Source organism: Bacillus sp. 5B6 (assembly GCF_000259405.1).
GTDB lineage: Bacteria > Bacillota > Bacilli > Bacillales > Bacillaceae > Bacillus > Bacillus velezensis.
The window spans coordinates 1,715,135-1,731,290 of record NZ_AJST01000001.1 but is presented as its reverse complement, the minus strand read 5'-3'; the positions used below and the strand labels follow the sequence as shown (position 1 = coordinate 1,731,290).

Below are 16,156 nucleotides of genomic sequence, written 5' to 3'. Positions count from 1 at the left end.
AATTATATAAAATGAGGTGCTCCAATGTCGGTATTTAAAAACCAAGAAACGTACTGGGAAAACCTGTTTGATGAAGAAGACGGCCTAAGCGCATTCCCTTACTTTAAAGCAGCGGATAAAGCGTCGTTGGCCCGTACCGGCTACCAGGAAAAATGCATCAGCCGTTCCTTATCTCCGGAAGTATCTCAAAGAATCATGACAATGGCGAATCATTCCGATATGGCGGCCTATCTGATTTTATTGGCGGGTATTGAATGCTTGTTGTATAAATATACGGATCAAACGAGCCTGATTCTTGGCATTCCAACGGTATCGAAGCAAAAAGCCGGCCAGTCAGCCGTTAACAACATTGTTCTCTTTAAAAATACGCTTTCAAACAAGAGCACATTTAAAACCGTATTCGGGCAGCTGAAAGAAGCCGTTAATGATTCTCTGAAAAATCAAAACCTGCCGTTTAGAAAAATGGTCCGGCATCTGAGCGTGCAATACAATGACGAGCATATGCCTTTGATTCATACCGTCGTTTCGCTTAACGAAATTCATTCCTTGCAATTTAAAGAAGATACTGCAACCGATACGCTGTTTCACTTTGACTTGGAGAACAACGGGATTCATTTGAAGCTTTTTTATAACGGCAATCTGTACGATGAGCGCTATATCAATCAAATTGTATCCCATTTGGATCAGCTGCTGTCTGTGATCCTGTTTCAGCCTCAAGCCGCGATCCATACGGCAGAGATCTTACCGGAAGCGGAAAAACAGAAGCTATTGTTTGATTTTAACGACACCGGCGCAGATTTCTCCGGGAGCAGAACAGTCTATCAATTATTTGAAGAGCAGGCAGAAAGAACGCCTGAACATGCGGCCGTCAAGTTTAAAAACGACCATTTGACGTACAGGGAACTGAATGAGAAGGCGAGCCGTTTGGCAAGAACATTGCGTAATTGCGGGGTTCAACCCGATACGTTAGTCGCCATTCTCGCTGATCGTTCTTTAGAGATGATCGTATCCATTATAGCCGTTTGGAAGGCAGGGGGCGCTTATGTGCCCCTGGATCCTGAATATCCAAAAGAGCGGCTTCAATATTTGCTTCATGATGCGGATGCAGACGTTCTCCTTGTTCAGCATCATTTAAAAAACAGTCTCGCCTTTGACGGCCCGGTGATCGATTTGAATGATGAAACATCATACCATGCCGATTGCTCATTGTTATCACCAGTAGCGGGACACAGCCATTTAGCCTATGTCATTTATACGTCGGGTACAACAGGAAAGCCGAAAGGAGTCATGGTTGAACACAGCGGCATTGTGAATTCGCTCCAATGGAAGAAGGCGTTTTTCAAGCATTCCCCGGCGGATCGCGTGCTTGTCTTGTACCCGTATGTTTTTGATGCGTTCATTTTAAACTTCTTCGGCCCGCTCATCTCAGGAGCAACTTTGCACCTTTTGCCTAATGAAGAGAATAAAGAAACTTTCGCCATTCAAAATGCCATAAAACAAGAAAGAATTACCCATTTCTCAACTTCTCCCCGTCTTCTGAAAACGATGATCGAACAGATGAACAGAGAGGACTTCATCCATGTTCAGCATGTTGTTGTAGGCGGTGAGCAGCTGGAAACAGATACAGTTGAGAAGCTGCATTCTCTGCAGCCTCGCATTCGGATCAATAATGAATACGGACCGACAGAAAACAGCGTGGTATCTACATTTCACCCTGTTCAGTCCGCTGATGAACAGATCACAATCGGCAGCCCGGTGGCCAACCATCAAGCTTATATTTTAGGAGCGCACCATCAAATCCAGCCGATCGGCGTACCGGGAGAACTGTATGTCGGAGGAGCGGGAGTGGCCCGCGGCTACCTCAATCGGCCTGAATTGACGGAGGAAAAATTTGTGGAGCATCTGCATGTCCCTGGTCAAAAGATGTATAAGACAGGGGATCTCGCCAGATGGCTGCCAGATGGACGGATTGAATATTTAGGGCGGATTGATCATCAAGTGAAAATTCGCGGCTACCGGATTGAGATCGGCGAGGTAGAGGCAGCCATGTTCAATCTGGAAAACGTTCGTGAAGCCGCAGTCGTCGCGCGGGAAGACGCAGACGGGGCCAAACAATTGTATGCCTATTATGTCGGCGAGCCTTCTTTGACCGCTGCGCAGTTCAGAGAAGACTTATCCCGGGAACTGCCGAATTATATGATTCCCTCCCGCTTTATCCCTTTGGAACGCATTCCGCTCACTTCCAATGGGAAGATTGATCTGAAAGCTTTGCCTGCTGCTGACGAAAATACGCGGGCGGAAAACGAATACATAGCCCCGCGGAATACAATAGAAGAACTGCTGGCGTCCATCTGGCAAGAAGTATTAGGAGCAGAACGTATAGGAATTCTGGATAATTTCTTTGATTTTGGCGGAGATTCGATTAAATCAATTCAGGTGTCATCCAGATTGTATCAAGCCGGATACAAGGTTGATATGAAGCATTTGTTTAAACACCCCTCGATTGCTGAACTTAGTCAGTTTGTAGCGCCGGTCAGCAGGGTGGCTGATCAAGGAGAAGTGAATGGCGGAACCAAGCTGACCCCGATACAGCATTGGTTTTTTGATCAAAAAATGCCGCATGCACACCATTACAATCAGGCCGTCATGTTATATTCGGCGGAAGGCTTTAAAGAGGGCCCGCTTCGCCGGACGATGGAACGGATCGCGTCGCATCACGATGCCTTGAGGATGATTTTTGAAAAAACGCCGGATGGATATGCTCCGCGAATTACAGGAACAGATGAAAGTGAACTATACCATCTGGAAGTGATGAATTATAAAGGGGAAACCGATCCGGCTCAAGCGATTGCCGATAAAGCGAATGAGATTCAAAGCAGCATGGTATTAGACAAAGGGCCATTGATGAAGCTCGGTTTGTTCCAATGTCCGGACGGAGATCATTTGCTGATTGCAATTCATCATTTGCTGATTGACGGAGTATCCTGGCGTATTTTACTCGAAGATTTTGCAAGCGGATATGAGCAGGCAGAACGCGGACAAACGATCCAGCTCCCGCAAAAAACAGACTCGTTTCCATTCTGGGCCGATCAATTGTCCAAATATGCGGCGGAAACCGATATGGAAGAGGAGATTGCGTATTGGACTGAGCTTTCAAGTATAAAGCCTCAGCCATTGCCTAAGGACACTATCAGCGAAGGATCGTTATTAAGAGACAGCGAAGAAGTGACGATTCAATGGACAAAAGAGGAAACGGAGCAATTATTAAAACAAGCGAACCGCGCCTACAACACGGATATCAACGATCTGCTGCTGACTTCATTAGGGCTGGCTGTTCACAAGTGGACAGGCACGGAAGACATTGTCGTGAATTTGGAAGGCCACGGGAGAGAACCAATTATTCCGGATGCTGACATTTCCCGCACGATAGGATGGTTCACAAGCCAGTACCCTGTCGTCCTGAGAATGGAAGCCGGAAAAAACCTGTCGCAGCGGATCAAGATCGTAAAAGAAGGGCTGCGCCGCATCCCTGACAAAGGAATGAATTACAGCATCATCAAATATATATCCGGGTATCCGGAAGCCGACAGCCTGCAGCTGAATCCGGAGATATCGTTTAACTATTTGGGACAATTTGACCAAGACCTGAAGCATCAGGCTTTGCGCATCTCGCCTTTTTCCACAGGGTTATCAATGAACGAAAACCAAGAGAGAACGGCCGTGCTTGATTTGAACGGCATGATTGCCGAAGGGACATTATCACTGACACTGAGCTACAGCAGCAAACAATACGAAAGATCTACTATGGCGCAATTTGCCCGGGGGTTGAAAGAAAGTCTGCAAGAAGTCATTGCGCATTGCGTAAGCCGGCAGCAGACTTCTCTCACACCAAGTGACATCCTGTTAAAAGATATCTCAATCGACGAACTGGAACAGCTTTTGGAGCAGACGCGTGAATTAGGCGAAGCGGAAAATATTTATCCATTAACGCCGATGCAGAAGGGCATGCTGTTTCACAGCTTATTTGATCCGAATTCAGGTGCTTATTTTCAGCAAACGATGTTTGATCTGCATGGAGATCTGGAGATTGATTCATTTTCAAAAAGCTTGGACGGCTTATCGCAAAAATATGATATTTTCCGCACGAATTTTTACAGAGGCTGGAAGGATCAGCCCCTCCAAATCATATTCAAAACGAAAAAAATCGGTTTTCAATTCAATGACATACGAGAGATGAAGGAATCACAAAAAGAAGCGATGATTCAGGAATATGCCAGAGAAGATAAGATGCGGGGGTTCGACTTAGAAAAAGGCGCGTTAATGCGGTTATTCATCCTTCGTACGGATGAAAAGACATACCGTTTTATCTGGAGTTTCCACCATATTTTGATGGACGGCTGGTGCCTGCCGCTGATTACAAAAGAAATATTCGAGAATTACTTTGCCTTGCTTCAGCAAAAGCAGCCTGAACAATCATCAATTACTCCGTACAGTCAATATATTGAATGGCTCGGCCGGCAAGATGCGAAAGAGGCCGCGGCTTATTGGGATCAGTACTTGGAGGGATATGAGGAGCAAACCAGCCTTCCTAAGGATCACCATGCAGCGGAAAACGGACGATACGTTCCTGAAAAAGTGACGTGTGACATAAGCTCCGATCTCACTTCGAAAATGAAGCGGACGGCAGGCAAGCATCATGTCACGCTGAACACGCTGCTGCAGACGGCATGGGCGGTTTTGCTGCAGAAATATAACCGTAGCCGGGACGTTGTGTTTGGAAGTGTTGTATCCGGAAGACCTGCTGGAATTCCAAACGTGGAAACCATGATCGGCTTATTCATTAACACCATCCCCGTCCGGTTCCGGTGTGAAGCCGGGACAACGTTTGCTGAGCTTATGAAAGAGGCGCAGGAAAGGGCTGTAGCGTCTCAACAATTTGAGACGCACCCGCTGTACGATATTCAAGCGCGTACAACGCAAAAGCAAGATTTAATTACACATTTAATGATATTCGAAAATTATCCGGTTGATCAGTATATGGAAAGTATAGGCCGTCAGAACGGAACATCCATCAAAATTTCCAACGTACAAATGGAAGAACAGACCAACTACGATTTTAATTTGACCGTTATACCGGGCGACGAGATGAACATCTCTTTTGAATACAATGCAAATGTGTATGATCGGGCAAGCATAGAGCGGGTTCGGGAACATTTCATGCAAATCCTGCATCAAGTCGTGACAAATGCGGATATCCGGGTGGATCAAGCGGAATTGTTAACGGAAGGCGAAAGAAGAACCCTTCTGCAGACGCTGAACGACACGGCCGCGCCGTTTCCGCAGACGCCGGTTCATCAATTATTTGAAGAGCAATCGCAGCGTACGCCCGATCAAGCAGCCGTCATTGATAAGGACAGGCAGCTCACGTACGGAGAGCTCAATAAGCGGGCCAACCGACTGGCGCGAACGTTAAGAGCGAAAGGAGTGCAGACGGATCAGCCTGTAGCCATCATCACAAGAAACAGCATCGAATCGGTGGTCGGAATCCTTGCCGTTTTAAAATCAGGCGGAGCCTATGTCCCTATAGATCCGGAATATCCGCAAGACCGCATCCGGTATATGCTGGATGACTCCCAAGCCGGAATCGTTTTAATGCAGCGGGACGTCAGGAAACAGCTTGCCTATGAAGGCGTCACGGTTTTACTTGATGATGAAAGTTCTTATCACCAAGATGGCTCTGACCTTGCTCCGATAAATGATGTGAGCCATTTGGCATATGTCATTTATACGTCAGGTTCCACAGGCCGGCCAAAAGGCGTATTAATCGAGCACGGAGGCTTGACCAATTATATTTGGTGGGCGAAAGAAGTTTATGTAAAAGGCGAGAAAGCCAACTTCCCATTGTATTCGTCAATTTCTTTTGATCTGACGGTGACTTCTATTTTCACGCCGCTTGTCACAGGCAATGCAATCATCGTCTATGACGGAGAGGATAAAACAGCTCTGCTTGAATCGATTGTGCGTGACCCGAGGGTGGATATCATTAAATTGACCCCGGCCCATTTGCAGGTCTTGAAAGAAATGAACATTGCCGATCAAACGGCTGTCAGAAGAATGATTGTGGGAGGGGAAAACTTAAGCACCCGGTTAGCCCGCAGCATTCATGAACAGTTCGAAGGCCGGATTGAAATATGCAATGAGTACGGACCGACGGAAACCGTTGTCGGCTGCATGATTTACCGTTACGATGCCGCAAAGGACAGACGGGAATCGGTACCGATCGGAACCGCTGCGGCAAACACGAGCATTTACGTTCTTGATGAGAATATGAAACCCGCACCGATCGGAGTGCCGGGAGAGATCTATATCAGCGGCGCCGGTGTGGCAAGAGGATATTTGAACCGTCCCGAATTAACAGCAGAGAAATTTGTCGATGACCCGTTTGAACCCGGAGCGAAGATGTATAAGACCGGAGATTTGGCGAAGTGGCTGGCGGACGGAAACATTGAATATGCGGGCAGAATAGATGAACAAGTGAAAATCAGAGGCTATCGTATCGAATTAGGCGAGATCGAGGCGGCACTGCTTCAAGAAGAAGCGATCAAGGAAGCTGTCGTTACAGCCAGAGAGGACGTCCACGGGTTTAAACAATTGTGTGCATATTACGTGAGCGGCGGGCAAACAACGGCAGCCCGGCTCCGGAAACAATTGTCTCATACCCTTGCAAGTTATATGGTTCCGGCTTATTTTATTGAGCTTGATGAAATGCCTTTAACTTCTAACGGAAAAATAAACAAAAAAGGGCTGCCGGCTCCGAATTTCGAGCTGCAGGACAGAGCAGAGTATAAAGCTCCCCGAACAAAAGCGGAAGAAATATTAGTTTCTGCCTGGGAATCGGTATTAGGCGCTGAAAACGTCAGTATTCTTGATAATTTCTTTGATCTTGGCGGAGATTCTATTAAATCCATTCAAGTATCCTCCAGATTAAATCAGCAAGGATACAAAATGGAAATCAAAGACTTGTTTCAATATGCAACAATTGCAGAATTGAGTCCGCATATCAAGCAGAATCTGCGTATAGCCGATCAAGGTGAGGTCAAAGGAAAAGTCAGCCTGACTCCTATTCAGCATTGGTTTTTCGAACAAACAACAACAGATCAGCATTATTATAATCAAGCCGTCATGCTGCATGCGCCGGAAGGTTTTCAGGAAACGCAGCTTCGTCAAACCCTGCAAAAGCTTGCTGAACATCACGATGCGCTCCGCATGACGTTCCGGACTACGGAAAATGGCTGTGAGGCACAGAATGAAGAAATCGCCCAAAGCGGACTGTACTACTTAGAAGTCCTGAATCTGAAAGAAGATCCCGATCCGGGCCGTACAATTGAAGCCAAGGCTGATGAGATACAAAGCAGTATGCGTTTAAGTGATGGGCCGTTAATGAAAGCCGGGTTGTTTCAATGCGCAAATGGAGATCATCTGCTCATTGCCATCCATCATTTGATTATAGACGGGATTTCATGGCGCATTTTACTGGAAGATATCGTTAGCGGCTACAAGCAAGCCGAGAACGGGCGAGTAATTCAACTGCCGCAAAAAACAAACTCTTTCCAATTATGGGCTAAGAGACTTTCAGAATACGCGCAAAGTGAAACCATAAAACAAGAACAGGAATATTGGACAAAGATCGAACAAACCGAAGTCAAACCGCTGCCTAAAGATTTTCATGAAACCCCTACAACTGCAAAAGACAGTGAAACAGCAACTGTGGAATGGACGAAAGAGGAAACGGATCTGCTATTAAAACAAGCGAATCGCGCTTATAACACGGAAATAAACGATTTGCTTTTAACTTCTCTCGGTCTTTCCATATCGCATTGGTCAGGACTGGCACAAATTCCGATTCATTTAGAGGGACACGGCAGAGAACAGATTATACAAGATATAGATATCTCCCGCACGGTCGGGTGGTTTACAAGTCTGTATCCGGTTGTGCTGCACGCGCAGCCGGGCAAAGAAATCTCTGATTATATCAAGACGACCAAAGAAGGATTGCGCCAAATTCCGCATAAAGGGATCGGATATGGAATAGCAAGGTACTTAAGCGGCGGAATGCCATCGGAACTCAATCCTGAGATCAGCTTTAACTACCTTGGACAGTTTGACCAAGATTTACAGCAGCATGGGGTTCAATTATCTTCTTATTCTTGCGGTTCAGACTCAAGCGGAAATCAAGAAAGACCGTATGTATTGAATATAAACGGAATGATCACCGAGGGCCGGCTGAAGCTTACGATCAGCTACAGCAGCAAACAGTACGCAAAAGAAACGATCATGCGGTTATCGGAAACGATTCAAAGCCGCCTGCGGACCATCATTACGCATTGCGTTCATAAAGAACAATCGGAACTGACGCCAAGCGATATTTTGTTAAAAGGCATGTCCATTGACGAATTGGATCAGCTCCTCATTCAACTGCCGCATGCAGGTGAGGTTGAAAACGTGTATCCGCTCACTCCGATGCAGAAAGGAATGCTCTTCCACAGCCTGCTGGACGAGGCCTCAAGTTCTTATTTTGAACAAGCATCGTTTGATTTGCAGGGAGAGTTAAAGATTGATTGGTTTAAAGCAAGCCTTGAACGATTATTTGAAACATACGCCGTGCTCAGAACCCGTTTTTACAGCGGCTGGAACGATACGCCTTTACAAATTGTCTATAAAACGCAAACACTGCAAATTCATTTTACAGATTTGCGTGATATAGAGGAGCACCTGAGAGAGGATGCAATCGCAGCCTATCAAAGAGAAGATAAGGCAAAAGGATTTGACTTGGCTCGGGATCCGCTGATGCGCATAGCGATTTTCCGGATGGAAGACCGCAAATATCATTTGATTTGGAGCTTCCATCATATTGTGATGGATGGCTGGTGCCTGTCTCTTATCACGAAGGAAGTGTTTGATCATTATAGCGCCTTACAGGAAGGCAGGGAACCAGAACCGCCATCGGCAGCTCCTTACAGCGACTATATCGAGTGGCTTGGCCGCCAAGATCAGGAAGCGGCAAAGCGGTACTGGAGCGGGTATCTTGAAGGATATAAAGGTGAAACCACGCTTCTTCATAAAATAGCGCAGCATGAACAAAAAGAATACGCCTATGCCAATGTGATCTGCCGATTTGATCACGAACAGACAAAACAATTACAGCAGATCGCAAATCAGCATCAGGTTACGTTAAATACGTTGATCCAAACGTTATGGGGAATTTTATTACAGAAATACAGCGGGTCCGCAGACGTTGTCTTCGGCAGTGTCGTGTCGGGAAGGCCGGCGGAAATTCCTGATGTGGAACAGATGATCGGCCTGTTCATCAATACGATTCCGGTTCGCATCCGCTGCGATGAGGACAGCACTTTTGCTGATACGATGCAAATGGTTCAACAAAAAGCGTTGGCTTCCCAAGCATATGATACTTATCCTTTATACGAAATTCAGGCCCAAACGGAACAAAAGCAAAACTTAATTGATCATATCATGATCTTTGAAAATTATCCGATAGGGCAGCAAGTTGAAGAGGGCCATGATGCTGCGGATTTAAATATCGTGAATTTCCATATAGAAGAACACACTCATTACGATTTTAATGTAGTTGTCATCCCTGGCGAACAACTCACCGTTCATTTTAGTTTTAACCGAAATGAATATGAACAATCAGAGGCAGAGCGGATTCGCGGACATTTTGAACAGCTTATGCAGCAAGTATTGCAGCTGCCGTCTGTCAAAATAGAAGAAATGGAACTTCTGACGCAGCAGGAAAAAGAACAGCTGCTCACTCCGCTTTCCGGGGGAACAGAGAAGCCTGAATACGAAACGATTCATACTATGTTTGAACGCCAGGCGGCACAAACGCCGCAAGAAATCGCAATTCAATACGAAGGGGCGGAGATTTCTTACAAAGAGCTGAACGAAACGGCCAATAAACTGGCGCGGCTTCTCCGTAAGCGAGGTGTGAAGCATCAGGAGCCGGTGGCTGTGATCGCCGGGCGTTCACCATCATTAGCCGTTGCAGTTTTAGGCATTTTAAAAGCGGGCGGTGCCATTGTTCCGATTGATCCGAGCCATCCTGCCGAACGAATCCGCTATATCATTGAAAACAGCAGCTGCACTCATCTTGTGACAGAGAAAGACCGGTCAGTCCCCGAGGCAGCAACGCAGATTGTCACATTCATAGAAGAAGCGGAGACAGAACCGGACGGGAGCAATGTGCAGACGATAAACACGGCGGAGGATCTGCTTTACGTTATTTATACATCAGGAACGACGGGGAAACCGAAGGGTGTGCTGCTTGAACATAGAAATATGGCCAATTTGCTGTATGACCAATTTACAAACTCAGGCATCGATTTCAAAACCAATGTGCTTCAATACGCATCTCCGGCATTTGACGTCTGCTATCAAGAGCTGTTTTCAGCCCTGCTCAGCGGCGGCACACTCCACATCGTGCCTGAATCAATAAAGCGGGACGCGGCTCAGCTGTTTTCGTTTATTAATAAACATCAGACGGACATCGTCTTTTTCCCGACTGCTTTTGCCAAAATGCTTTTTAACGAAGAGAGCTATGCATATTCATTTCCGCGCTGTGTGAAGCATTTGATTACAGCAGGAGAACAATTGACAGTGTCCCGTTTATTTCAGCAAGTGCTCCGCACACACGGCTTGCATTTGCACAATCATTACGGTCCGTCAGAAACCCATGTAGTGTCGACGTATACCATTCAACCGGGAGATGATATTCCTGAATATCCGCCGATCGGCAAACCGATATGCCATAACAATATGTATGTCATCAACAAGAACAAACAGCTTCAGCCCTTGGGCATTGCGGGAGAACTGTATATTTCCGGAGCAAATACCGGGAGAGGCTATGTGAATAACCCGGCTTTAACGGGAGAGAAATTTTTGCCTGATCTGTTCAGAGAGGGAGCCGTTATGTACCGCACCGGAGATTTGGCAAGGCTGCGTGAGGACGGGCAAATCGAATACCTCGGCCGCATTGATGATCAGGCGAAAATAAGGGGCTACCGGATCGAACCGAAAGAAGTTGAGGTCATATTGGCCAATCACCCGGCGGTGAGAGAAGCAGCGGTCCTTATTCAAAAAAACGCTTTGGGTGAAAATGAATTGTGCGCGTACTGCAGCGTCTCAAAAGCGACTGATCCTTCAGCATTACGGAAAGATCTGGCCAAAAACCTTCCTGACTATATGATTCCCGTGAAATGGGCTTTTGTTGAATCGATTCCGCTCACGGCAAACGGAAAAGTCGACCGCAAAGCATTGCCAGAACCAGAAGGAGGCGTGCAAACGGGGGGCGAATACGTTGCTCCCCGTACAGCGGCGGAAGCGCAGGTGGCGCATATCTGGAAAGAGGTGCTTGGACTTCCGCGTATCGGCGTGAAAGACAACTTCTTCGACATCGGCGGTCACTCGCTGCGGGCAACGACTCTGACAGCGAAACTGCACAAAGAGATGGGGGTCAGCCTGCCGCTGCGGGAAGTGTTCCGATCGCCAACAATTGAAGAAATGGCAGAAACGATTACCGGAATGAAACACACAGCATATACATCTATCCCGACCGTTGACGCAAAAGAATACTATGCCGTCTCCTCGGCGCAAAAACGGCTGTACATTTTGAATCAGCTGAAAGGCGGAGAACTGAGCTACAACATGCCGAGTGTCATGAGAGCCGATGGAGCTCTGGATCGGGAACTTGTCGAGAAGGCGATCCGCAAGCTGATTCAGCGCCATGAAACGCTGCGTACCGGCTTTGAACTGATAGATGGAGAACCGGTGCAGCGGATTTATGACGACGTCCCATTTGCAGTGGAATTCACTCAGGCGAAAGAAGAACAGGCGGAAGCCCTCGTTCATGGGTTTGTGCGGGCATTTGACTTGGAGAAAGCACCGCTGCTGCGGGTAGGACTGATCGAGCTTGCAAAAGACCGCCATTTGCTGCTGTTTGACATGCATCATATCATTTCAGACGGCGTATCTATCAAGAATTTGATTGAAGAGTTCGTTTCATTATATGAAGGAAAAGAATTGCCGCCATTAAGGGTTCAGTATAAAGATTATGCGGCGTGGCAGCTGTCGGATATGCAAAGCGAACGGATGAAGAAACAGGAAGCGTACTGGCTGGATGTGTTCAGCGGAGAGGTTCTAGTGCTGGATATGCCAACCGACTACGGAAGACCGGCTGCGCGGAGCTTTGAAGGAGGACAAATCGAGTTTGTTATCGGACCGGAGTTGACGGAACAGCTGAAAGGCTTGGCGGTGAAGAGCGAAAGCACGCTGTACATGGTGCTGCTGGCTGCTTATACGACCATGCTTGCCAAATACAGCGGGCAAGAAGACATCGTAGTAGGCAGCCCGATTGCCGGAAGAACCCATTCGGATTTGGAAAGCTTAATCGGCATGTTCGTGGGCACGCTGGCGATACGAACGAATCCGGTCGGGGAAAAAACATTCCGGGAATACGTGCAGGAAGTCAAAGAGCATACATTAAAAGCGTACGAAAACCAGGAGTATCCATTCGACGAACTGGTGGACAAGCTGAATGTGTCCCGGGATTTCAGCCGCCATCCGCTGTTTGACACGATGTTCATATGGCAAAACACAGAACGGGGAGAATTGAACCTCGATGATGTGCGTTTTACCCCTTATCCGGACAACCATGCGATGGCGAAGTTCGACCTGACGTTCCAAGCGGCAGAAGAAGAAGACGGAATTACAGGTATGATCAGTTACGCGTCAGCGCTGTACAAGCAGGAAACTGCGGAACGCATGGCAAAGCACTTCATCCAATTGATCGAGGAGATTGCGAATGACCCGCAGGCGCCGCTTTCATCGCTGGAGATGATCACCGCGAAGGAGAAAGAGCAGATTGTGGAGAGATGGGGCCAACCGGCGATAGACTGCCCAAGGGACAAAACAATTCACCAATTGTTCGAGGAGCAGGCGGAGCGCACGCCGGAACATACGGCCGCAGTTTACGAGAAAAGCAGATTCACATACCGTGAGCTGAATGAGCGGGCCAACCGCCTGGCGCGGATTTTAAGAAGCGAAGGCGTGCAGCCTGACCAGCCTGTGGGGATTCTGGCAGAACGTTCTCTGGAAATGATCGTGGGGATTATAGCGATCCTGAAAGCCGGGGGTGCGTATGTGCCGATGGATCCGGACAGCCCGCAGGAACGCATCCGCTATATTCTGGAGGATTCAGGAGCAAAGGTTCTGCTGGCACAGACCCATTTACAAGATCGTGTATCCTTTGCCGGAGAGATTTTACTGCTGAATGACGAACGAATGAACAGCGGGGATAGCTCGAATCTGGTGACGGCAGCCGGACCGGATCACTTGGCGTATGTGATTTACACATCAGGCACAACCGGCAAGCCAAAAGGCACGCTGATTGAGCATCGCCAGGTCCTTCATTTGATGGAGGGGCTCCGCGGACAAGTGTACGGTGCTTATGATTCGGGATTGCGTGTGTCTTTGTTGGCACCATACTATTTCGACGCATCGGTCAAGCAAATTTTCGCGTCACTGTTAGGGGGACATGCACTGTATATCGTCCCTAAAGCATCAGTATCAGACGGTTATGCCTTGTCAAACTATTATCGCACCCACCGCATTGACGTAACAGACGGAACACCGTCACATTTGCAATTGCTTATCGCTGCAGACAGCCTTCATGGGGTAACGATCCGGCACATGCTTATTGGAGGAGAGGCGCTCCCGCAGGCGACGGTGGCGCAATTGCTTGAATTGTTCGCTTCGAACGGGTCATCAATGCCGCTCATAACCAATGTATACGGTCCGACGGAAACCTGCGTGGATGCATCGGTCTTTCATATCGTACCGGAGACATTGGCATCCGCTGACGACGGCGGTTACGTGCCGATCGGCAAGCCGCTGGGCAACAACCGTGTGTATATTGTTGATTCCCATGATCGGATGCTGCCTATAGGTGTAAAGGGTGAGCTGTGCATCGCCGGAGACGGAGTAGGACGAGGGTATCTGAACTTGCCTGAATTAACGGGTGAAAAGTTTGTGGCCGATCCGTTTGTAATCGGAGAGCGGATGTATAAAACAGGCGACCTTGCCCGTTACCTGCCGGATGGAAACATTGAATATGCCGGAAGAAAGGATCATCAGGTTAAAATTCGCGGTTACCGGATCGAACTTGGCGAGGTGGAAGCCGCTCTTCTCAACATCGAGCATGTACAAGAAGCGGTGATCCTGGCCAGAGAAAATGCAGAGGGGCAAAGCGATTTGTATGCCTATTTTACAGGGGAGAAGTCACTGCCGATCAATCAGCTTAAAGAAAAACTCTCCGATCAAATACCAGGCTACATGGTTCCTCCATACCTGATGCAACTGGAGCAAATGCCGTTAACCTCCAATGGAAAAGTGAATCGCAGCGCGTTACCGCTGCCTGAAGCAGGCTTGCAGACCGGGATTGACTATGTTGCTCCAAGGACAAAGCCGGAAGAGCAGCTGGTTCACATCTGGAAAGAAGTATTGAAGGTAGAACAAGTCGGCGTCAAAGATAACTTTTTCGATCTCGGCGGGCATTCGTTACGGGGGATGACGCTCGTTACCAAGATCCATAAGCAATTCGACAAAAGCATTTCATTGAGAGAAGTATTTCAATACCCGACGATTGAAGAAATGGCGAGGGTCATTGCAGGTGCGGAAACCAGCGGACCGGATGAAATCCCTGTTGCAGAAGCCAAAGATGTTTATCCTGTATCTTCTGTGCAAAAGATGGTTTACCTGTCTACACAAATTGAAGGCGGAGAACTAAGTTACAACATGCCGGGGATTTTGACATTGGAAGGCAGGATCGACATGAATCGTTTACAATCTGCGTTCCAAAGTCTGATCCAGCGCCATGAATCGCTACGAACCGGATTTGAAATGGTCCGCGGAGAGCTGGTGCAGGTGATCAAGCCGCAAACGGATTTCTCTATAGAAAGGTACAAAGCAGCTGATGAAGAGGTCGAGGAGCTGTTCCGCAATTTTGTGCGGCCTTTCGATCTCAGTCAGGCTCCATTGCTTCGGGCCGGACTCATTGAATTAGAACAGGACAGACATGTTTTCATGTTTGACATGCATCATATCGTTTCAGACGGCGCTTCTATGAATATTTTTGTTGAAGAACTGATTCAATTGTATGACGGCAAAGAATTAACCCCGCTCCGAATTCAATACAAAGATTACACTGTATGGCAGCAGCAGGCGGAGCAGAGGGAACGCATCAAGAGGCAGGAGAACTATTGGCTGAATGTATTTCATGAGGAACTCCCGCCATTTGAGCTGCCGAAAGATTTTACCAGACCGCGAATTCGAAGCTTTGAAGGCAAACGATACAATTTCGCTCTCGATGAGACCGTGGTCCAGGGTATAAAACAGATGGAAGAATTGACCGGATCGACCGCTTACATGATCTTGCTGTCAGCCTATAACATACTGCTGGCCAAATACAGCGGTCAGGAAGATATCGTCGTCGGTACGCCTATTGCGGGAAGAATGCATGAAGATTTACAGCATATTATCGGGATGTTTGTGAATACGCTGGCCATCCGTACGGCCCCGGCTGGAGAAAAGACCTTTATGGACTATGTAACGGAAACAAAAGAAACGATGCTGAAAGCTTATGAAAATCAAGAATATCCTTTTGAAGAATTAGTTGAGAAACTGGGAGTGAAACGGGACTTAAGCCGTAATCCGTTATTCGATACGATGTTTGTTCTGCAAAATACGGAACAAACGGATATCGAATTGGACTCTCTCGCGGTCAGACCATATGAACAAACAAATACGGCGGCCAAATTTGATTTGCAGCTGACCTTCGTGATGAATCCGCACGAGATACAAGGAAGCTTTGAGTACTGCACGAAGCTGTTTAAACAGAAAACCATCGCTACGCTGAGCAAGGATTACGCCATGATTCTGTCGGCGATCATAAAAGACCCATCGATTCCTTTAAAAGAAATTCAATTAAGTGAGAAAGTAAACAAAAGTGAACACTTTGCAAGCGAAATCGAATTGAATTTCTAAAAACGGCCGGTACCGGCTGTCCCCGCATGATGTTTTTACG

At 47.4% G+C, this 16,156-nt stretch carries 1 protein-coding gene; it reads left to right on the top strand.

Annotated elements, in window-relative coordinates; genetic code table 11:
* Positions 1-24: 24 nt before the first annotated feature.
* Complete coding sequence (gene bamB / locus MY7_RS08090) at positions 25-16,116, top strand: bacillomycin D non-ribosomal peptide synthetase BamB (protein WP_007611811.1); 16,092 nt, start codon at positions 25-27, stop codon at positions 16,114-16,116.
* The last annotated feature ends 40 nt before the right edge of the window (positions 16,117-16,156 follow it).

Excerpts from the sequence above, each read along its gene's own strand:
- bamB (WP_007611811.1), top strand. The coding sequence starts at position 25 with ATGTCGGTATTTAAAAACCAAGAAACGTACTGGGAAAACCTGTTTGAT.